Here is a 22,992-nt window from a genome sequence, read left to right on the forward strand (position 1 = left end):
CTAATCAAATTTCTTAAATTGTTCTAAAAAGCGGATGTCATTTGTATAAAAACGACGAATATCATCAATCCCATATTTTAACATCGCAATTCGTTCAATCCCAATGCCAAAGGCAAAGCCAGTTAATGCTGGATCTTGTCCACATGCTTGATAAACAAGCGGATTAATCATCCCAGAGCCCATAATCTCAATTCAACCAGTTTGCTTGCAAATTGAACAACCTTTACCTTGACAATTAACACAAGTAACATCAACTTCAACAGATGGTTCTGTAAATGGAAAAAAACTTGGCCGTAAACGGATTTGTGTTGCTTCACCAAACATCCGTTGACAAAAGTATTGAATTGTTCATTTTAAATTAGCAAAAGTGATATTTGGGGCAACTAAAAACCCATCAACTTGCATAAATTGATGTGAATGTGTAGAATCATCATCATCACGGCGATAAGTATTTCCAGTTGAAATCATTGCAATTATTTCATTTTTACTTTTCATCTGTGAAATTGCACGGGCTGTCATATTGGTACAGTGTGTTCGTAATAATGTGTTTTTAGACAAATAAAATGTATCTTGCATATCACGAGCTGGATGTCCTAATGGTAAATTTAAGCGTTGAAAATTATATTCATCATCATCAACTTCAGTTCCAAACACAATATCATATCCTAATTCTTGAAATAATTGCGAAATTTCATCAATAACTTGGTTTAATGGATGCTTTGTTGCTAATACTAAATTATATCCTGGTAATGATAAATCAATTTTTTCTTGTTCAATTGTCGCAATTAATAAAGCATTTTCTAATTCGGTTTTTTTAACTTGACATAATTCAGTTAATTCTCCTTTAATTTGATTTGCTTTTTGACCAATTGTTAAACGTTCTTGATGTGTTAAATCTTTCATTTTTTTCAATAAATCATTCAACATTGATTTTTTCCCTAAATATTTTAATTGAACGGCATTAACTTCCGCCACTGTTTGTGCTGCTTTAATGTTTTTTGTTGCTTGGGTAAATAATAAGTCTAATTCTTTTTCCATTGTTTAATCCTTTCTTGCTGAAGTCTAATTAAGTTAGAAAAATCCTTGTCTATATTAAAAAAATATAAACAAGGAGCAATTTCTTACGGTACCATCCTTTTTTTACTAATAAATAGTCTTAATTAAAGTTAACGAATCATTTATATTAAATAATCCGGCTGGGATTAGCAGCTCTCATTAGGTGAATTCCTTAATATCTCACCAGTTATTTGCACCAATCATAACCTCTCTGACGATAAGCATATTAATTACTATTCCTAAATCAACGATTTAATCTGAAATTTTATAATTTTATTATAACCTATTTTACTCAGTTAATTCATTTAGTTTTTGTTTTTTTACTAAATACATAGATAATAGTCATGATAGAACTAAAATAATAGTAATAATAGTTCCAACTTTTAATGGTGTTTGTCAATTTAATGGTAAATTAATAACAAATTTAAACTGTTCTAAAATAATGTTAACAGCAAAGTACCAAATTAGTAAGGAAATAACATATGCCAGGAAGAATGTAAATAAAACACCAAGAACATAATTACCAATTACAATAAAGTTTACTTGCCGTGGTTTATATCCTAAGGCTCGCATTGTTAAAATAACTGAGCTAGCTTCATCAATTACAGAAGAAGTAATAACTGCTAAAATAATGAAAATAATAATTCCATTTAATATTTGTAAAATTAACAATGAATCATTTAACATCCCCAAGCCTGCCGATGCTAATAATTTTTGCAAGGTAATTAATTCAACATTATTTGGACCCGTAAAGATACTAATATCACTACCATCACTAGTTATTGTTGTCATAATTTTTCCTAAATTATCCGTAATATCATGGTTAAAAATATTAATTGTTAAGTTTTGCAATGTAATCTTATAATCTTGTTTCCCCATTAGCAATTCTTTTGGGTTGATCTTATCATAAATCATTTTTTCCTTAGAAATAACTCCATCATAAAAATCATTTGGGACTGGTTTTTCGTTAAAATCATAAAATAAAAACCGAATAGTATTAGCATTAATAAAAACATTGCTTCGTATTGTATCATTTTTATTAATTCCCTTTACAGCAATTGATATATTATACGTAGATCTTACATTTTTAACAGTAAATTCAAAAGTATCATTAATTTTTAAATTATTTAATTTAGCTATTTTTTCTGAAATAATTGCAGGAATTTGTGTTCTTGTTAATGGTGCTGCAAACAATTCGTTAATAACCTTTTTGTTAACACCTTCCATTTGATAAAAATTTGTCCAAGTATTTGGTTCAATCCCTTTTAAATTAAGATCACTAATTACTGCTGTTTCACGATTACTTGGAGTTACAGCTAAATTAAGAACTGGCAATTCTGTTTGAGGATTATAATACAATGTATTAAAACTAACAACTGTCTTAATATGTGTCTGGTCAATCAGATTACTTAAATTAACAATATTTTTTCCTCAATCTGGTAAATTTCCTCCTGTTATATTTGTTATATCTTTAACAACTTGAATTAAATCAGTTAAATAAACTGACTGATAAATTGGTTGATAAAGAAAGAGTTTTTGTCATAATTCCATATCCATCGGATTATGATGAATCGCTGTTGCTAATTCACTAAATTTTGCTAATGAAACAGCTTGGGTTTGTTCAACATTACTTGTTGGTAACACTCGAAAATGATTATTATTTATTAATTTTAATTTTTCTTCTCCTGTTGGAGTTCGATGACTTGTTGCCATTGTTAATAAACTTGGAAATTGGAAGCGATGGTCAACATCTTTTTGATAAACATTACTAAACGAATAAACAATTTGTCGAAAAATATCAGATGCATTAAATTGAATGATAAAGAGTAATGAAGAAATAAAGAAAATAAACATTACAATCATTCATTTTCAAAATCCTTTTAAAGTAAATGCTAATTGAATTCGAAACAAGAAACTTGTTTTACTAAAAATTTTTTTAATCCCAATTATTAAACCATAAAAATGCATTTTTCCAGCACCATTAATTAATAATAAACTTGGTTTGTTTAAATAACTCATTGTAAATAAAAATGATAAAGTAGTAAAAAAGATGGGGATAACTAAAAACAAAATTAGCATAAATCATCAGGAAACATAAATTAATTTAAATGGAATTAATAATCCTGTTGTATATAATGTATTAACATATAACTGAATAGGAATACTAACACAATATCCTAATATAATACCAAATAGCATCGTGACAAAAAACTTTGTTGAAAAAATTCATGATAATTCCGTTGTTTGATAACCAAAAGCTTTAAAAATTCCAATTTGACGACGATTTTTATTCATCTCTTTTTTCATTGTATAATTAATAAAAATAAAACCTAAAAATAACAACACCGAACCAATTGCACTATACAAAATAATTTGAATATTAATATTTTGCGTTTGCATTGCAATATCACTATTTTCATATGGAATTAAAGTTGCTGTTGGATTAATATAACCCTGTGCTAAATTTTCTTTTAAAGTTAAAATTGCATTTGTTGAATTTAATTTAATTAAAATTTTTTGACTTGGATTTAAAATAATATTCCCTAACTCACCACGAACATTTGCATCCTGCAATTGAGTTTGGAAATGCTCAGTTGTAAATAATACACCGTATTTCCGAATATCATTGCTACTATTAATTTTTAAATTTGTCCGCTTAATAAAATTATCTAAATTATTTCCAATTCCAACAATTTTTAAATTAAAATTTGGGTTGTTCCGAATGACTGGAAAAATATCTCCAATTTTTAAATGATTTTGCTCTGCAAATAAACTACTAACAACCGCTTCATTATCTACTGTTGGCAACTGTCCTTTGTATAATTTCAATTGGTTAAAATTAACGGCGGCTGTCTGTTCTAGATTTTGTACTACCGCAGGAGTAATCTTTAAAGTATAATTTGAACCGCTTTCTTGTTTAAAAGAAATAGTTTCAAAAACACCAACAGAATATTCTGGAAAATTTTTTTGTCGTAATAACCGTGTTACCATTTCTTTTGGTTGGTTTCAATTAAATTTTTTAAAATAAAGATAGCCAATCGGATTAACACCATCAATATTTTGCTTCATTCCTCGATATTGCGCAACTTCCGCTAATTTAGTAATAATTTGACTTGTTGAACAAATTTGCTGTAATTCTGGACTTGCAAGAGTACCACACACACTTTTTGTTGTTTTTCACCAACTACTGTTTTCATTTAAAATTGCTTGGGGAACTCCTGTAACATTAATTTCTTGCTTATTTTTATCAATAAACTTATTATGTAAATAATAATCTTCCATAAAATTAGGTTTATAATCTTCAACACTAAAACTATAATCTCATTGTTCAGATGTATATACTAAATCATTATATTTTATTTTATATTGTAAAGCACCTGATAAAATTCCGGCAATTGTTGCAATAATAATGATAATAAAAAGAATTAAACCTCCGGCTTCAATTCAATTTTTAAAATATGATTTTAAATAACTTTTTAAAATTTGGCGCATTATTATTCTCCATCTTTCATTTTAATAAATTATAACAAATTCAAAAGTTACCGAAATAACCAAAATAACTATTTTTTAAAATTAAGCGAATCGTCACTTCCAATAAGCTCTGCTAAAACAAAACCAATTTGATCAATAATGTCTGTTGGTAACACTGGTTTTTTGTATTGTGAAATTTCATCACCAGCTAACCCGTGTAAATACGTTCCAACAATTGCTGCTTCAAACAATTCATAACCTTGACCAACTAAACTAGCAATTAAACCAGTTAGCGTATAACCCATACCAGCCATACCAGCAACAGCGATATATGGATTACCGGTACCGTTAATATACACGCGATTACCATCCGTAATAATTGATTGATATCCTTTTAAAACAAAAATAATTTTATACTTATTAGCAAATTCTTTTGCAATATTAATTTAATTACTTAAAATTTCTGGCACACTTTTATTAATTAAACGTGATAATTCCAATGCATGGGGTGTTAAAATTGATCGCCCACGTAATTTCCGTAATAATGGGACATCTAGAACATTAATTCCATCATCATCAACAACAATTGATCCTTTATAATTATCTAAAATATAATTTAAAGTATTATATGTCCGTTCTGTTTTTCCTTTTCCCATTCCATAGACAACTACATTAACTTTGTTTGTTAATAAATCTAAAATTCGGATTCGATCAGAAGCATCACAAAACGTAATTTATGGAGCAGTATTATTGGTTTTTCCCAATAATTCTGGGGATAATGCTCAAATTACTAGGCCAATTCCAGCATTTAATGCCATATTAGCAACTAAAGTCCCAGCATTTAAATATTCTAAACTTGAAGCAAAAATAAGTAAATTTCCATAAATGCCTTTGTGTGAAATTAGTGAGCGGGAATGTAATTGGACACTATCCGTATAAAATAAGTTGTTATCAATTAATTTCGCGCAAATACAATTGATTTCTTGCTGATGAAACCCCATTAGCCTTAATTGCAATTGTTGGAATTGTTGCACTATCATTTTCAATTCCACTTGGAATATCAGATGCTAAAACATATTTTTGACTTTCATTAACTTTTTTAATAATTTCAGCAATGGCAGGTGGCATTTTTCCATGATAACCAATACCAAAAATGCAATCAATAAATAATATCAGTTCATAAAATTACTGCATCAATATTATCATCAAGAAAGGTCATTGTTACATTTCGCAACTTTTTAACTAATGAATAATAATATGCCACTTCTTGGGTTTTAGCAGTATCAAAGGTTTTTTATCAGTGCAAATATGAATATGGATCTTTTTTGTTCCATCATAATCACTAATTAATTTTGCTAAACAAAAACCATCCCCACCATTATTACCAATGTTAGCTAAAATTAAAAAACTATGAACTGCTAAATTCAAATGATGAAATAAACCCTCGGCTGCTTTCGCCATTAATTTAACTGCTGAAATATCAAATTGATTAAAAATAAAATTTTCAAGATTTTTAGTGTCTTTTTGATTACTAATATAAAGCATATTTCTTAACTCCTTACTTATTTATTTTAAATTAAAAAGGAAACCATATTAGATTCCTGGTTTTTTTAAAATTTCAACTTTTTCACGATAATTTGGCATATATTTTTCAACACGATATCAAAACGCCTTAGAATGATTATGATGAACTAAATGTGATAATTCATGAATAATTACATATTCCAATACTGTTGGATCAAAATGAATTAACTTTGTATTTAAAACAATTTTTTCCGTTTGTGGATAACACACACCTCATTTACGAACCATTGCTTTAATTGTTAAATTTTTATAAGATAAATTCATTATTTTTGCTCATTTATTTAATAACTGTTCAAATTTATAACTAAATTTTGGTTTTAAAAAATGGTGTAACTTTTTAACATTTTCATCATAACTACCAGCATCTTTTAATAAAAAATATTGTCGATTAATAATTTTTGTATGAATATTTTCATTGGTTAATTGCAACGGATATTTTTCATTAAAAACATAAACATAACCTGTTCCGTTTGGATTAATGACAATCTTTTGATAATTATCGTGAACATTAATTACCGTAATAATTTTTTTAATATTTTTATAAATTAGAGTTTCAATTTCCCAATCATGGGCATAACTAGGGGCCGATACTTTAATTTTGCCATTATTAACATTCAACACAATATTCTTCTGTTCTTTAATAATTAAATCATATTTAATTAAGTTGCCCTGATATGGTATCACTTTTTCCAATGCCATGCTATTACTCCCCCTATCATAAATATGGATTAATTAATGATTATCATCTATTTTATCATCATTTTCATTTTCATTCTCAAAATTATGGTGTAAATCCGATGATTGTAAAGAATTATTAGTTGCTGGTTTTTTTGTAATATCTTCACGGTATTTTTTTCCTGCTGTTCAAATTTTATCAATATCACCTAAAAAAACTTTACCATCATAAAAACTATCAACACGGGCATTGGAATTAATGCGTTGCTTACCACTTGGTTTTGAAACCGAACCAATTCGTTCTGCTAATTCTGTTTTATCTAATGACATATGTTGTTTTGATTTTGGAATAATAATTGAATCATAGGCATTGAAATTTCCTTTTGAAGACGAAGTTTCCGCACTAAAAATAGGAGCTGAATAATCACGATGTTTAATAATATCACCTTTTTTCACAAAGTCACCTTCTTGTTCAATAAGTAATCCTGCTGGTGATTCATCAACAATTCCTTCACCCTCTTTAATTGTGCGTAAATATTGGCCTTCTGCACCAACACGAATTGTTGGTTTTGAATTATCAGAATTATTATCTTCTTCCTCTGGAACAAGATGTCCTTCACCTTGCTCATGTAAAAGAGCATTCCGAGCCATTTTTGCTTTCAATAATGCTATTTTTGCTTTTAAATCATTTGTTGTTGAAACTGATTTGTTGTTAAGAGGAGTTTTTGTTTCTTCAATATGAGTAAGTTCAGCTTGATTAACCATTTCTTTTTGTGGTGTTAACCCACGAGCACCAATTTTACCAGTTTCAAAATTAATTGCTGTTAAACGATTTTTTTGATCTTGTGTTAATGATTTTGCTTTTCGTGTTGTATGATAATAAGCTATTGCAAAGCAACTACCAAAGAAGGTTAAGACTGGTCCAATAAATAGCAAAATAAAACCTGAATTAATTGGTAAATTTAACTTAAAAATATTTAAACCAGTTTTAGCACTTATTGGTTGACCAGCAAGTACAACAGCCATTGTTAATAAAATGCAAGATATTAATCCAATAACAAAAGCGCCACTTATGCCAAAAATTTTATAACCATTATTTTTTGATAAATAATTTGGAATTAAATACAGCAATACTAAAAAACTAGAACTTCCAATTAAAATCCCCCCAAATAATTCTGGGTTTGCCATAACATTATTATATACTGTCATATTTGAAAACTGTAAAACTAAAAGAGCAATATCGTGTAATAGCATATATGAAGCATTATAAAAAAACATTTGATTATTAATTTTATTTGCTAGCATAATTAATATTCCGAACAGTAACGCACTAAAAATTCCGCCAATTGTTAAGAAAGTTAATGACACTCTACGTAATTTCTCCATTTTTTTCACCTATCTTTTAACCATAAAAAAACCATACATATATTATTTAGGTATATACGATAATTATACCCTATTTCTATCAAAACCAATAATAAAATGTAAAAATCGTTTGTTATTTATCATTTTAATTAAAACAAAATCCAACAGAAAAAACAATTTAAAATTTTAAAAATAAAAAAGATACTAGTTTTAATTTAAAACTAGTATCACTTCACATAATTGTAACACAACTTTCACTCAGGGTAATGTTTATTATTTTGATAATTATATTTGTTCAGAAATAATTAAATAATTCAGGGTATATATATTATGTTTATTAAAAATTGATTTGCTACTTAGTTTAAAGGATAAAAAAAAGAATGGATATATTTTTATCACAAATCATTTTACAGACTAGTTTGTTTTTTATAAAATAGACAAGGTAATTATTTTTAATTATTATTCTGAAACAATTGAAAGTTAATAGTTTTGTTAATTGATATTTGATATTTTAATACATTAAAAAAATATCTATATCCTTTCGCTTAACATCCCAACCACCCTACCAGAATTCCAGAAGATTGATAAATTTAAAAGTAAAATGAATTAGTTACTAATTGCTAACTAACCATTAAATAAATGTTAAACTTTATAATCTTGCATCAAAATAACGTATATCCAATTACATTATATAATATATTATTTTATTTTCAACAAGATAATTTACTTTAAAAATTAAAAACTAGTTTTATTTAAAACTAGTTTTATCCTAACACTTTTTTCAATTGTAATTACTTCTTTTTATTTTTTTATTGTAATGTTGCAATAATTTGATAAAACGGCTGTTTTGTTAAAATTGATGCCATTTTATCAGACGATGCTAAAATTTTTGAACCTGGTTTTGCTCGAAAAACAAGTTCTTTTTTATCTGGAATATATGGTTTGTCAACTAAAAATTCATCATATCATAAGTCTTTATACTGCTCGGCAAAATCTTTTCCCAACAGTTCTTTAACAACAGCATAACGAATGTCATTTAAATTATTTCCAGTATATGTTTCAGTTAGGCTAACTTTAATTTGTGCCATATTTTTTGGTTTTTCATTATTATAATTTAAATATTTACGGTGATCTAAAATAACATGAAATTTAAAAGTAACATTCGAATCATTGAAAATATTAGGGACACTACCACTTAAGTAAAAAGTACCGTTGAATTGATCATCAATGGTAATATCTAAGATACCGCCTCGCATAAAGGCTTGCATAATAGCTTGACTATAAAAAGCACAAAAACGATTACGATCACCAGTAAATTCCATTAGGGCTGCTGCCATAATTAATTTATTTCCGGTTGGATCTTTTTTTCAATTATTATATATAGAACTATTTAAATAGACATTTCCTAGGTTAACAACTGGATACACTTGGTCAAAAGTAACAGCTTCTGAAATAATTTCTAATTCACCATTAAAATTACTGCCTTCTTTTGCAATCATTTTATAATTATTACCTTCCATAATAATTTGGACATCATCACTCGTAAAATTTGTTCCATTTAAGACATTAATCACTGCTAAAACACGAGCAGGATCAGCAGGTTTACCAACTGATTCTTCTGAATATGGTAATGAAGTGAACGTAATAATTTTTGTTAAATCATTTGTTGTTCAATCCAAATTAATTTTTTTTGTTAAAAATGGTTGATTCGTAACATCTGGCATTGAACGAATTATTGCTGTTTTCATCCCCGGGGCAAGATCAACATCAAAATTATCTGCATTATAATTTAACTTTTGAATAGTTGCTTTAATACTAGCAACATTTGGGATAACATGATAATTGGTTTTTTGTGTAATATCAACAACATTAGTACAACTAACAACTGAAGCAATAGAAACCGAAGTAAATGTTAGGGATGCTAAAATAATCATTAATTTTTTCATACCTAAAAGCTCCTCTATTCTAAAAATAAATTATTTAAAAATATTATTATAAACAAAGCAAGGGTGGACAATTCTCCTTTTTGAATTGAATTAATAATTTTGTTTTTCGTAATTGCGCTTTTAAAAATGTGCGACAAATGAGTAATTTAATAATTACTACAATCTTCATTTGCTGCAAAAATCTAATCAGCGCAGCAAATGGATCAATTGTAAAGTTATTTATAAATAATTCATTATAAATTTCCGTGTTAGTTCAAATAACAAAAAAAGTAATTTTTTTAAGATAAAATCCATAAATAATAACTAGTGCAATTGTTAATAATAATGATAAACTAATAATAAGATAAAAAATATAAAATAAATTTAATAAAATTAAATACGTAATTCGTGCCAAATGTTGATTTTGAACTAAATTAATATAACGTTGAAAATTATAAGCTAATGTTATTGTTAATAAAATTAAATTTAATAATCATGTTAAAAGAACAAATCAATTTGTTTTAATCAATAATTTATAATGGTCAAATGATCATTGATATAAGCGGAAATTAATTAAAATTTGCATTAAAATCCCTACGACAAAAACAGAAACAAAGGAAATTAATAATACATAGGCTAAATTAAAAAGAACATTATCGAAAACAAAATTATTTACTGGATAAATAATTCCAATTCCTCAAAAGAAAAAAATATAAAATAATAATGCTAATAAAAAGAAGCTAAGAAACTTATGATAAAAATTATTATGTTTTAGATTCATTGTTATCACCTTTTATTATAATTAATACCTTTAAATAATTATATCACTTTTTATTAATAAAAAATTTGGTAACAATAGCAATTAATCATCTAACTTTAAAACAGCCATAAAAGCTTCTTGGGGGACTTCAACTGAGCCAATTGCTTTCATTCGTTTTTTTCCTTCTTTTTGTTTTTCCAATAATTTCTTTTTCCTAGTAATATCACCACCATAACATTTTGCTAAGACATTTTTACGCATTGCTTTAATATCTTCTCGTGCAATAATTTTATGATTAATGGCTGCCTGAATTGGAACTTCAAAATTTTGCCGAGGGATAATTTCTTTTAATTTTGCACATAAGGCTTTACCACGACCATAAGCAAAATCACGATGAACAATAATTGATAAAGCATCAATAATTTCATTGTTTAATAAAATATCCATTTTAACTAATTTATTAGGACGATAACCAATAAAATCATAATCTAACGAAGCATAACCTTTACTAATTGATTTTAACCGATCAAAAAAATCAAACACAATTTCATTTAATGGCATTTCATAAGTTAAAATTCGCCGCGTATTATCAATATACTCTAAATTAGCATATTTTCCACGTTTATTTTGACATAATTCCATTAATGAACCAATATATTGCTCAGGAGTCATAATCGTTGCTTTGATAAATGGTTCTTCAATGCGATCAATTTTTTGCACAGCTGGTAATTCTCTTGGATTATTAATACTAATCATTTCCTTATTTGTTAAATAAACATGATAAATTACCGATGGAGCAGTTGCAATTAATTCTAAATTATATTCTCGTTCTAACCGTTCTTGAATAACATCCATATGTAATAATCCTAAAAAGCCACAACGAAAACCAAAACCTAATGCTTGTGATGTTTCTGGTTCATAAACAAGGGAAGCATCGGATAACTGAATTTTTTCTAAAGCTTCTTTTAAATCTTTATATTTAGCGGAATCAATTGGATATAATCCACAAAATACCATTGGGTTCATTTTTTTATATCCTGGTAATGGCTGTTGAGCTGGATTAGCAACGGTTGTAATCGTATCACCAACCCGAACATCACGGACCATTTTAATACTTGCTGCTAATCAACCTACTTCACCAGCAACTAATTGGTTTTTTTTAACTTCTTTTGGTGTTTTAACTCCTAATTCAGTAACTTCATAAACAGCACCAGTATTCATTAATTTTATTTTTTCACCAACGCGAACAATTCCTTGTTTAACTCTAATTGAGACCATTACACCACGGTATTTATCATAATATGAGTCAAAAATTAATGCTTGCAATGGATTATTATCATCGCCTTCTAACGGCGCAGGGATATCTTTAACAATTGCTTCTAAGACCTGTTCAATATTTAACCCTGTCTTAGCACTAATTAATGGTGCATTTGTTGTTGGAATTCCAATTAAATTTTCAATTTCTTCTTTGACACGGTCTGGATCAGCAGATGGTAAATCAATTTTATTAATAACAGGAATAATTGCTAAATTATTATCAATTGCTAAATAAACATTTGCTAATGTTTGGGCTTCAATTCCTTGTGCTGCATCAACAACTAAAATTGCTCCTTCACAAGCTGCTAAACTACGTGAAACTTCATAGGTAAAATCAACATGCCCTGGTGTATCAATTAAATGAAAAATATACTCTTGTTGATCTTGAACACGATATTTTAACTGAACAGAATTTAATTTAATTGTTATTCCTCGTTCACGTTCTAAATCCATTGAATCCAATAATTGTTCTTGCATTTCTCGTTTTTCAACTGTCCCTGTTAATTCTAAAATCCGGTCTGCTAAGGTTGACTTACCATGGTCAATATGAGCAATAATTGAAAAATTACGAATTAATTTTTTATCCATTTAAAATTAAAACCCTTTCTATAAACAGTTACATCTCTGATATTATTATACATAATTTTAGCAAAATAACCTGAAATAGCAGGTTTTAATAATAAATAATTATAGTCACATTGAATTTTTAAAATAAATACAATATAATATATTATACAATTTAAAAAATGAAACTCTGAAACAATTATTTTTAAAAAAAGATAAAATTATTAGTGTTTGTTAATATAACGGAATGGGGAATACTTGTGAGTACTAACTTTACAGAATATTACAATCAGTTAATGGCTGAAGTAACTTTAATTACGAATGTTGAAAAAATTTCTGATACAAAAAAAGATTGGTTGTATACATTATTAAAAAATTTAAAAACTTTTAATACAAAACAAATTAAGCTGCAACAACATGAAGGGTTAATTTACCAAATTATGCGTGTTATTAATCATAGTAAGGAATTTATTCATAACCGTATTAGTAATGCCCTTAATGAATATAGGAAATTATATCGACAACATTTTAAAGTTAATTTAAACATGCGACAAAAAAATTTACGAACTTTTGAATATTGTGAAAAACAACTACAAAGTAATTATGGCAACAAACTTAAAATTTTACGAGAATCAATCATTAATTATTATTACTTAAATTATTTAAAAGATAAAATTGAAGAAACATTAAAAATTATTAGTTTGTCCGCACGAACATTATAAAAAGAGTAATTATGTACTAATTACTCTTTTTATAATGTCAAAATTGTTCATCATCTCAAATTTTATTTGTACTATGCTCATTAATCTGAACAAAAACAATTGCTAACGTAATTCCCATTATTGTTGCAACAGCAATTTGAATTGCATCAGCAATTAATTCAACAATTGCAACATCAGGCCCAAATAAGAAATAACTATACAAAACATATAATAATAACATTAAAGAACTAACAAAAATAGCACCATAGCGACTTAAAATGCGAGCACCAAAATAAGTAATTAAAAACATTAAAATTCTAATTAAAATTGAAATAGGAATAAAAATAAAACCGCCGGTAACAAGATCAATAATTGTTACATACAAAATACCACTAATTAATAACATTGGTCCTTTGATTAACTTTATTAAACCTAAAAATAACCCATCTGCTAACTGAATAATCCCTTTACCAACACCAAAATTGAACTGAATAAATTGTGAAATATAAGCAATAACTACTAACAAAGCAGTAATTAATCCTGTTGTTGCTAAATATTTTAGTGATTTTAAACGATACATTTTAAATAAAAATATTTCCAACCATAATTTCTGACGAGGCATTATGATAGTAATTTTTAGCATCAGTTACTTTTTTTCCCTCGCGTTGTAAACGCGTAATTAGCAAATAACCATCTTCAACTTTAACTTTAATCCCTAATTTTGAAATATCAATAATTGTCCCATTTACAAAATCAGCGTCTTTTTCCGCTAATGGCTCTAAAGTAATCATTGCTTGGTGCAATTTATAATAAATATTATTAACAGTTGTATAAGCAATTGGTCATGCATATAATCCACGAATTTGGTCAACAATTTTTTGTTTTGGTAAAAACCAATTTACTTTTTCTTCATCACGTGTAATATTATAAGCAAATGTTGCTTGACTATCATCCTGTGGTGTTCCTTTAATTTTACCAGTAATAATATCTAATAAATATTTTTCAATCATTGTGCCTGCTAAAACCATTAACCGGTCATGCAAAGATGAGGCTGTTTCGGTGGCACTAATTGGAATTGCTGTTTGAACATACATTTCTCCTGCATCCATTTTTTTAATCATTTTTATTAGTGTAATCCCCGTTTCTCGCTCACCATAAATAATAGCCTTATGAATAGGTGCCCCACCACGTAATTTTGGTAATAATGAAGCATGAACATTAATACAATTAATACGTGCTAATTTTAAAATTCGCTCTGGAATAAATTGCCCATAAGCACACGTTACAATAACATCTGGTTGGAAAGTTCCTAACTCTGTATAAAGATCATTAATTTTTTCTGGTTGAAAAACAGGAATCTGATTTGTTAAGGCAAATTCTTTGACTGGAGAAAATTGAACAAGTTGCTGACGTCCAATTTTACGATCAGGTTTGGTAACAATTCCAATTATTTCAATTGTTGGCGCTAACTTTTGTAAAGCTTTTAAAACAGCTGTTGCAAAGATTGGCGTTCCCATAAAAATTACTCTATATTTCTGCATCTTTTTTTCCTCCCTTAATTGGTGTTAAAGATCCCATTAAACGAACAATATGTTGATAAATAACAACCATTGCTAATGTATCCCGATTACAATATTTTAACATTTCTCCTCGAAATGATTTTTGTCAAATGGTGATTGGAATATTATTCTCCACCCGACGACGAAAGATTTCACTGGCCATATCACCTTTTTGTACCTTTAATGCTTGATAAGTAAATTGATTATCAAATGCTGGTTGTGTTTTTTTAATTGAAACTGAACCATAAAATTCTTTTTTATAAATCATAAAGTCCTGAAAAAAATCCATTAAATCAATTGTTTTATTTCGAATAATCCTTAATTTTTTTTGTCAATCTTGATAAGTTGTCATAAGTTCCTCATTAAGACTTTGATTAATTAAGATTGTTAAATAACTAATTAATTCGGCTAAAACCTTACATTCAAAACTCTTATAATAAGCAACATAAACCCCTCCGCCATGTCTAAATAAATCAGTAACTAAATGTTTAATTAGTGCTAAACGTGGATCACCTTCACCATCTGCTAAAAAGGCATAATGTTCCATTGTCGTTTCATCTTGATAATCAAAGTGATTATCTTTAATAAGATGGACTGAATATTGAAACGGAATTTGCTGATAAGAATATGAATAATCAAAGCGAGGAACTGCCGCTTTCATTGTTTCAAAATCATACATATATATTGGATACTGATACTGTTCTAAAATTTGATTAATAATAGCAACCTTCTTTGGATTAACAACTGGGGCATTATCTTGAACAGCAAGAATTTGGCGTTGTTGTTTTTCTGAAAATAAAATTGGCTTTTTTTGTCGCGTTGATTGTTTAAAGGTAAATGGTAACACAATATCTTTTAACAAATCAATGTGTTCTTGATATTTTAATAACGTCTTTTTTTCCATCCCACGGGTTAACTCAAAGACACTATGATGCGGTGGTAAATAACTAGTAACATGTTGGCAATAACCATAACGATCGCCTTTTCCATTGAAACATTGTTCCTTGCTAAATAAAGGAAAAATTGTTTCAACTGGTTGCATAAAATAATGTTTAATTAAAGCTAAATCATCAGTAATGATGCGATTCTTTTCAACACGTTTGGCAAATTGTCCAGTAATCATTTGCTGACAAAATTCTAATAAACTAATAGCCGGTAAGGTTTTGGTTGGCAATTTATAATAATCTTGAAACATAAACAACTGGTCATCATCAATATCACCAATCCGTTGATACTCCGAATTTAACAACATTAACGAAACCCGACTAATTGTTAAGCCTGCCCCAGTTAAAACATAATACTGATAGACAACATCATAACCATATTCATCCTTAACATCCTTGTCAACATACATTTGTGCTTCTTTATCATATTTCCGACCAGTTGAAGCTTTAACCTCAATTAAATGATAAGTACCATCTGGAAGTTTCTTTAAAATATCACACTTTGTAATACAATTATTATAAACAAAAGATGGTTCAAAATAAACATCATAGTTTGGATTTGCTAACGCTTCAGTTGTCTTTGCAAAAGCAATTTTCTTGCTGTAATGTTCTAAATTAAAATAGGTATAATCACGCATAAAATATTCACGCGCGCGTTGGCCAACTTCATTCCCATCAGCAATTGTTTCACCGGGATAAAAATCAATTTGAACATCTGCCATCGTTGTTTGAATCTCGTCTGGTAAAGTTCGAAAATCATTACTATCCGTGTCCTCAGCTGCTGGTCAATAAGTTTCTAACGCTAAATCATACAAATGTGTTTGAAATAAACCTTTTCCCTTCTCATTTTCATAATCATCAATAAAAATAGCTTCATCAATTTTGGCACTGTTAATATTATCTTGCAAGTTAAAAAAGACCGAAATTTTTTGAGCTGTCACTCATTCTTGCACTGTTTTTAAATTACTTCGTGAAGCTAATGTTCAAGCAATTTTAAAACATTTTTTAAATCGTTTAAAATCTTCTTTTTTTAAAGTGATTTCTAAATCCATTATTGCACTTCACTTTCGTTATTTCGGATTTGCTTTTTAAAGACAAAGAAAATAAGATAGAACTTATTTTCTAGGGACAAATTTCTCTGGTTTTGGTTTTGGGCGTTCATCAACAGAAAGTTGTCCAGCTTTTCGCAATTTCCGTTCTTCTTCACGCTTTTTAAGCATTTCAGCACGATGTGCTTCATATTCTTTTCTTGCCGTAATTTTTGCTGCTTTTTTTTCTTCTTTTGTTAACTTAACTTTTTTTTCACTAATTTCAATTCGATGTTTTGTTTCTTCTAAATCAATTTCTTGGTTAACAATTCAAGTTGTTTCATATTGTTTTTTACTGTTTTTTTTTGAAATACCTTCAATTTCAAAAGCTTTTTGTTCTAAAAAAGCATTTGTTTTTGCTTCATAAATATCAACAATAACATCAAAAATATCGCGATATTTAAATTCTTTTCCTTTACGAGCAATAACTTTTTCATATTCTAATCTTAAGTTTTTACGATTATCAGTATCTTTAATATATTGTTTAATTTTATCTTTAACTTGTTTTTTTCGTTTTTCTCGTTCAATGCGTTGTGCTTTTCGTCCCATAATTGAAGAAACAATTGCAAAAATAATAACTGCGACTACAATTACGACTAAAATCACATTCATTGTCATACTACCACCCAAAAAATTTGACATTATTATCTAAACCCCTTTTTGCTTTACTATTATTATGCACTATTAGCGATAATTTTTCAATTGTTTCTAATTTCCCAAGTTGTTTTCCTGCTTTTCACGCTGAACTAAGCAAGGAAAACATTATGATAAACATCTTGCACATCATCAATGTCATCTAACATATTTAACATTTTTTCAAATTGTTCAGCGTCATCACCATGTAAAGTAATCCGGTCATGGGGAAGCATTGTAATTTCTGCCATTTGAAATGTTGTAATCCCGGCTTGATCTAATGCCCTTTTAACACTATTAAATGCTGTTCCTGGCGCATAAACAACAATTTGTCCATCTTCAGCAACAACATCATTAATATAACAATCTGCTAGTAATAATAATTCTAATACTTCTTCAACCGTTTTACCTGTAAAAGCAAACACTGCTAAATTATCAAATAAATGCACGACAGCCCCATTAACTCCTAGTTTACCACCTGTTTTAGTAAAACAATTGCGTACTTCTGCCACAGCGCGGTTAACATTATTTGTCAATGTATCAACAATAATTGCACTGCCTCCTGGTCCATACCCTTCATAACGAATTGCTTGGTAATTTTCATTATCGTTTCCACTTGCTTTTTTAATCGCACGTTCAATAACATCACGTGGAACCTGTTTTACTTTTGCTTTATCAATTGCATTCCGTAATGCTAAATTAGCATTGGGATCAACACTTCCTTCGCGTGCTGATAAATAAATTTCTCGAGCAACACGATTATATAATACTGCTTTTTTTGCAGCTGTTGCTGCCATTGACTGCTTGCGAACTTCAAATGCTCTTCCCATTTTTTCTCTCCTTTACCACCTAATTTTTTCTTATATATTATACCGTAAAATTAAATAAAGTTAGTGATGATAAACCATTAAGTATCCATTTTCTGCACCATAATATTGAGCAATTGTTCGAATAATCTTAAACCCATGCTTTAAATATAATTGTTTAGCAACCAAATTATGTTCATTTACTTCTAAAAAAATTTGTTGATATGAAAAATGTGTTAGAATATATTTTAATATTTGTTGACCATAACCTTGATGGTGATGACGCTTTTTAACTGTTAAACGTATTAATTCAAAATCATCCCCACTATGCATTAAAATAAAATAACCATAGATATTATTTTTGACAATTAATTTATAAACAAGATAATTTTTGTTATTAATCATTTGAATTAAATTACGATATTTATAATAATTATGTGGATAATTTTCTTGTTCTAATAAAAATAATAATAAAGCATCACTATTATTAACTGTTTTTAAAATAACCATTTAACTTCAATCCTTTTTTAAATACTGTGGCTCTAAATCAAAAATATCTTCAACTAATATAAAATGCTTTTTTAGAACAAGATAATTTTGAACAAAATCAATTTCTTGTAAATCATAACGAAACTCATAACCTGGAAATTGCTTTGTAATTTCAATACAAGTTTCATAATCAAGAACTTGCCTTGGAATCACCTCTACACCATTACTAATTACCGCAAAATACCGTTTTCCACTCCGCGCATCAAGCATTGAAACAACATTATCTAGCCCCGCCTGATAAAGTAATGTATTAATTGTATAAACATTAATCGCCGGATTAATTACTTTAACTGTTTTCACAATTGTCATTGGAATCCGAACACCAGTATAACTACCTGGACCAGCTGTTAAATAAAAATTATTAATGTCTTTTAATTTTAATTGATGCTGACCTAATAACTGGGTAATTGTTGGTAATGTTTCTTCAGTATGACGACGAGCATGGTTTTGGTGAACTTGAGCAATGATTTTTTGTTCTTTTTCTAAAATTAAAATTAAAAAATCAGTACTAGTATCAATAAATAGATTTAACATCTTATCCCTCTTTTCCTAGTGCGCTTTGTAAATGTTTATTGTTGGTTTTAATCGTAAAAATTCGTTCATCCTCATTAATTATCTTAATGGTAATTTTAATTACCTCGTACTTTGAACTTAACTGGTTACTAATTCCCGCTGGTCACTCAATAATATTAATACTATCAGAAAAATGTTCAAAATACATTTCTCACTCTTCTTCTTGTTCTAAACCTAACAATCGATAGCAATCAATATGATTAATAATAACTTGCTGATTTGTCGTATACTGTTGCATAATTAAAAACGTTGGTGAAGTAACGGGCGTAATTACCCCTAACGCTTTTAATAAATATTTTGTAAAAGTTGTTTTCCCAGCGGCTAACGGTCCATCTAATAATAAGCATAAATTAGGATTTAAAAACGGAGCAATTTTTTCAGCTAAAAGTTTTGTTGCTATCTCATTTTTAACAATTATTTTCATCAATATCCCACTCTCTTTTACTAATTATATCTAGGAATTAATTATTGTGCTATACTTTTAGAAAAATATGTAATAATTAAAGTGCAGAAAAATTAGAAAGGTTATTATAAATAAATGAAAGATATTTTAATTATTGGGGCTGGGCCGGTTGGGTTATATGCTTGGAGTTGTGCTGGCATGTTAGGATTAAGTGGCTATATAATTGAAGGAAATGATAGTCCTGGTGGACAACCATGAGAATTATATCCAGAAAAACCATTATATGATATGCCCGGATTTGGCGAAATCAAAACTAAAACATTTATTGAGAATTTAATTAACCAAGCAAAAAAAAATACGGGGCAAATAACATACATTGGTAAAACTAACATTAGTAATATCCTTACAACAACTGATGGTTTTACTATTACTTTAACAACTAATCAAACATTTACAGTTAAAACAATTTTAATTACAAGTGGAAATGGTGTTTTTACCCCCATTCGCCTAGAACATCTTGACCCTCACCAAGAATATGAAAACTTATGATACGCTGTTAAAAACCCAACTCTTTTAACAAACAAGAAAATTGTTATTCTTGGTGGTGGTGATAGTGCTGTTGATTGGGCAAATCATTTGATTGAAAATAACATTAGTAAAGATGTTACAATTATTCATCGTCGAACATTATACCGAGCTAAAGAAAACAATGTCCAAAAATTACAACAAAATAAGGTGACAGAATTAAAACCTTATCATGTTAAAACAGTTGAGCCAATTGATAATAAAATTACCGCTTTAACATTAGAACATGAAACAACACATAAACTATTAACTATTACAGCTGATTATTTTATTGTTCAATATGGAGCAAAAGTTGCACCAACAATGTTGCAACAATTAACTTTAACAACAACTCCAATGCGAAAAATTATTATTGCACCAACTGGGCAAACAAATCATCCTCATATCTTTGCGTCTGGAAATAGTGCTTATTATGAAGGAAAATATTATAATATGGTAACTGGATTTGGTGAAGCTATTAATGCGCTTTATAATATTACAAAAATTATTTATGGTCAAAAATACCATCCTGGTTATTTAAGTGATATTAAAAAATAAGTTAGTAAGTAATAACTTATTTTTTTAGCCTGTTAACTTATAAATTTCTTTATTAGGTTCATCCTTCTCTATTTTTTTCGTATTTTTACGTAAAGTTTCTTCTCGTTCTCACATTTTTTGATATGGCATTTCTGATTCCGTTAAGGTAATAAAATCATCTTCATATTTTTTACGACGTAGAATTCGCATTTTATCTTGGCGTTTAGTTCAAATTTTATAAACAAGTGGTAACCGTAAGAAGATACCACGAACAGAACCGGGTGCTCAAAAGATTGAATTAGCAAAAATAACAAACAAGGAAGCAAATATTAAACCAAAGAAGAAATTCAATAATTTTTGTCATCCCCAAACTGGCTGTAAATCAATATTATAAATTTGATTAGGATTATGTGTTTTTGATAAAAATAAATAATTAACTAAAATAGCAATAATCATTGGAACTAACAAAATCATTCAATTTCGAAAAACACCTTTAAAGTTACTATTATAAGTTAAAAATATTCAATTATAACATCACAAGTATAAAAACCGCAAAAAACTAACTAAGCAAGTAATAATTAAAATACTATATAATGCAGCTGCTAAATTATTAAAGCCAAAACGTCATAGTAAAGCACTAAAAAAACAAAAGACAATGTTAAGACAGCCAATAATAAAAGTCGGAATTGCGGTTTGTTTATAATTTGCTTTAGCATATACCAAAACATTTGCAGGTTCAGCTAAGACAATAAAAACAGAGCTTAAAGCAACTAATAAGGAAAAGGTTGGCTGATAAAAGATGCTTTTAAAAATTTCACGTTCCTGTGATGTTCATGGATTTAATGTTGAATCACTAGTTCGAATTTGTTCAATAATTTGTGGCGCATACAATGTTGTCACAAAATATGGTGATAAAATAAATTGGTTAACAAACAAGAACCCAGCTATCATAAAAGCGTATGTTTCAAATTTCATATAACTCTGTCAATCAACCCGACCATTTTTTGCTGTTCATGCGGCAAAAAACTCACGGAAGGAATTAATTAAAATCATCATAATGCTACGAACTCCAACCGTAATTGTCATATATAACGATAAGGTTGATGATATTCGTAACCCTAATAACAGCGCCGTAATAATAACATCACCATTAATTAACAATGTTTCGCCAATATTTTTAAACACAACAATATTACTTGATTTAACTAGTTGCATGTTATCACGTTGGCGAGCAATATGAACTCAAGGATAATGTAACTTAATAAATAAATAAACTAAACTTCCTTTCATAACAGAATAAAGTAAGAAAATTAAAAAGACAAAAACAGGATCCACTGCAATTGAAATTAAGTAGAAAACAATTGAATATGAGATTAAATCACAAATCATTAAAATTAAACGGCGTAAATGATTATTTTGATCAGCTTGCATTAAGTTTTCATATGCTGCCGTTCAAAATAATGCAATTAAGTTTTTTGACCCAATAATAAATACAATTAAAATCATTTTTCATAATGGATAAATAATTGTTTCATCATTTTGTAAAATACTAAAATTCTTTTCAAATAAATAAATATAAGCACTATACCCAACAGCAATGGCAATTAATAAAATAATACCAATGTACCCTGATATTTTATATTGATGCTTTGCTGTATTAACCATTTCATTTGCTTTAATTCAATCTTTTTGTAACAATGGTTTTACTAAAAAAATAACAGTAATGGCTCCTAATCCACCTTCCACTGTTCCTAAAAAAGCAACAATTGCAACGCTATTCTTTACAAACCCATTAAACTGCGAACCATAACTACGAATTAATAAATACATTAGCGTAAATTGAAAACATGTTCCAATTAACGAAGTAAAAGCCCCGATTAAAATACTAAAAATTCCTCTTCTTGTTGACAATTACTTC

20 protein-coding genes and 1 pseudogene are annotated in these 22,992 nt (G+C 28.1%); 2 read left to right on the forward strand and 19 right to left on the reverse strand.

Features of this window, described 5'->3' with window-relative positions; genetic code table 4:
- From pheS to lepA, 10 genes and pseudogenes are all read right to left on the reverse strand, one after another.
- Complete coding sequence (pheS, locus tag SDAV_RS08080) at positions 1-1,038, reverse strand: phenylalanine--tRNA ligase subunit alpha (RefSeq protein ID WP_114565216.1); 1,038 nt, start codon at positions 1,036-1,038, stop codon at positions 1-3.
- Between the two features lie 306 nt (positions 1,039-1,344).
- The gene (locus tag SDAV_RS08085; protein WP_114565217.1) at positions 1,345-4,548 is read right to left on the reverse strand and encodes an ABC transporter permease; all 3,204 of its coding nucleotides are present in this window, start codon (positions 4,546-4,548) and stop codon (positions 1,345-1,347) included.
- 68 nt (positions 4,549-4,616) lie between these two features.
- A pseudogene (locus SDAV_RS13425) lies at positions 4,617-5,183 on the reverse strand (ADP-dependent NAD(P)H-hydrate dehydratase).
- Positions 5,184-5,475: 292 nt separating this feature from the next.
- Complete coding sequence (locus SDAV_RS13430) at positions 5,476-5,655, reverse strand: NAD(P)H-hydrate epimerase (protein WP_245938337.1); 180 nt, start codon at positions 5,653-5,655, stop codon at positions 5,476-5,478.
- A 114-nt stretch (positions 5,656-5,769) separates the two neighbouring features.
- A complete protein-coding gene (locus tag SDAV_RS13435) occupies positions 5,770-6,072 on the reverse strand; it encodes a hypothetical protein (protein WP_245938338.1) in 303 nt (100 codons plus the stop codon).
- Positions 6,073-6,120: 48 nt separating this feature from the next.
- Positions 6,121-6,810 (reverse strand): M48 family metallopeptidase, encoded by a 690-nt coding sequence (locus SDAV_RS08095; protein WP_114565218.1) that lies wholly within the window; start codon positions 6,808-6,810, stop codon positions 6,121-6,123.
- A 33-nt stretch (positions 6,811-6,843) separates the two neighbouring features.
- The gene (locus tag SDAV_RS08100) at positions 6,844-8,172 is read right to left on the reverse strand and encodes an MFS transporter (protein WP_114565219.1); all 1,329 of its coding nucleotides are present in this window, start codon (positions 8,170-8,172) and stop codon (positions 6,844-6,846) included.
- Between the two features lie 788 nt (positions 8,173-8,960).
- Positions 8,961-10,097 carry a hypothetical protein gene (locus tag SDAV_RS08105; RefSeq protein WP_114565220.1) on the reverse strand — a complete coding sequence of 379 codons (1,137 nt, stop codon included), beginning with the start codon at positions 10,095-10,097 and terminating at the stop codon, positions 8,961-8,963.
- A gap of 46 nt (positions 10,098-10,143) precedes the next feature.
- Entirely contained in the window at positions 10,144-10,857 is a 714-nt protein-coding gene (locus SDAV_RS08110; RefSeq protein ID WP_114565221.1) for a hypothetical protein, read from the reverse strand.
- Positions 10,858-10,938: 81 nt separating this feature from the next.
- Positions 10,939-12,741: a translation elongation factor 4 gene (lepA, locus tag SDAV_RS08115; RefSeq protein ID WP_114565222.1), complete on the reverse strand. Its 1,803-nt coding sequence runs from the start codon at positions 12,739-12,741 to the stop codon at positions 10,939-10,941.
- Between the two features lie 236 nt (positions 12,742-12,977).
- On the opposite strand from lepA, the gene SDAV_RS08120 reads away from it, so the two are divergent.
- Complete coding sequence (locus tag SDAV_RS08120) at positions 12,978-13,439, forward strand: hypothetical protein (protein ID WP_114565223.1); 462 nt, start codon at positions 12,978-12,980, stop codon at positions 13,437-13,439.
- A gap of 16 nt (positions 13,440-13,455) precedes the next feature.
- Here the strand turns inward: SDAV_RS08120 and SDAV_RS08125 are convergent, their stop codons facing one another.
- The 8 genes from SDAV_RS08125 to tsaE form a co-directional block, all read right to left on the reverse strand.
- Positions 13,456-14,019, reverse strand: a complete 564-nt coding sequence (locus SDAV_RS08125) for an ECF transporter S component family protein (protein WP_245938339.1) — start codon at positions 14,017-14,019, stop codon at positions 13,456-13,458.
- Complete coding sequence (gene fmt, locus SDAV_RS08130) at positions 14,000-14,959, reverse strand: methionyl-tRNA formyltransferase (RefSeq protein WP_114565224.1); 960 nt, start codon at positions 14,957-14,959, stop codon at positions 14,000-14,002. The genes SDAV_RS08125 and fmt overlap by 20 nt, the downstream gene beginning before the upstream one ends.
- Complete coding sequence (locus SDAV_RS08135) at positions 14,946-16,973, reverse strand: DUF2779 domain-containing protein (RefSeq protein ID WP_114565225.1); 2,028 nt, start codon at positions 16,971-16,973, stop codon at positions 14,946-14,948. The genes fmt and SDAV_RS08135 overlap by 14 nt, the downstream gene beginning before the upstream one ends.
- A 63-nt stretch (positions 16,974-17,036) precedes the next feature.
- Entirely contained in the window at positions 17,037-17,651 is a 615-nt protein-coding gene (locus SDAV_RS08140; protein ID WP_114565226.1) for a hypothetical protein, read from the reverse strand.
- Positions 17,652-17,755: 104 nt separating this feature from the next.
- The gene (locus SDAV_RS08145) at positions 17,756-18,472 is read right to left on the reverse strand and encodes a YebC/PmpR family DNA-binding transcriptional regulator (protein ID WP_114565227.1); all 717 of its coding nucleotides are present in this window, start codon (positions 18,470-18,472) and stop codon (positions 17,756-17,758) included.
- Between the two features lie 60 nt (positions 18,473-18,532).
- Complete coding sequence (locus SDAV_RS08150; protein ID WP_114565228.1) at positions 18,533-18,958, reverse strand: GNAT family N-acetyltransferase; 426 nt, start codon at positions 18,956-18,958, stop codon at positions 18,533-18,535.
- Entirely contained in the window at positions 18,959-19,531 is a 573-nt protein-coding gene (gene tsaB / locus SDAV_RS08155; RefSeq protein WP_114565229.1) for a tRNA (adenosine(37)-N6)-threonylcarbamoyltransferase complex dimerization subunit type 1 TsaB, read from the reverse strand. It lies immediately after the preceding gene.
- 1 nt (position 19,532) lies between these two features.
- Positions 19,533-19,994 carry a tRNA (adenosine(37)-N6)-threonylcarbamoyltransferase complex ATPase subunit type 1 TsaE gene (tsaE, locus tag SDAV_RS08160; RefSeq protein WP_114565230.1) on the reverse strand — a complete coding sequence of 154 codons (462 nt, stop codon included), beginning with the start codon at positions 19,992-19,994 and terminating at the stop codon, positions 19,533-19,535.
- A gap of 114 nt (positions 19,995-20,108) precedes the next feature.
- Here tsaE and SDAV_RS08165 point away from each other — a divergent pair, with 114 nt between their 5' ends.
- Positions 20,109-21,095 (forward strand): NAD(P)/FAD-dependent oxidoreductase, encoded by a 987-nt coding sequence (locus SDAV_RS08165; RefSeq protein ID WP_114565231.1) that lies wholly within the window; start codon positions 20,109-20,111, stop codon positions 21,093-21,095.
- Between the two features lie 24 nt (positions 21,096-21,119).
- Here SDAV_RS08165 and SDAV_RS08170 read toward each other — a convergent pair whose 3' ends face one another.
- On the reverse strand, positions 21,120-22,985 hold the full coding sequence (locus SDAV_RS08170; RefSeq protein WP_114565232.1) for a transporter: 1,866 nt from the start codon (positions 22,983-22,985) through the stop codon (positions 21,120-21,122).
- Between the last annotated feature and the right edge of the window lie 7 nt (positions 22,986-22,992).

The organism is Spiroplasma phoeniceum P40 (assembly GCF_003339775.1).
Taxonomy (GTDB): domain Bacteria; phylum Bacillota_I; class Bacilli_A; order Mycoplasmatales; family Mycoplasmataceae; genus Spiroplasma; species Spiroplasma phoeniceum.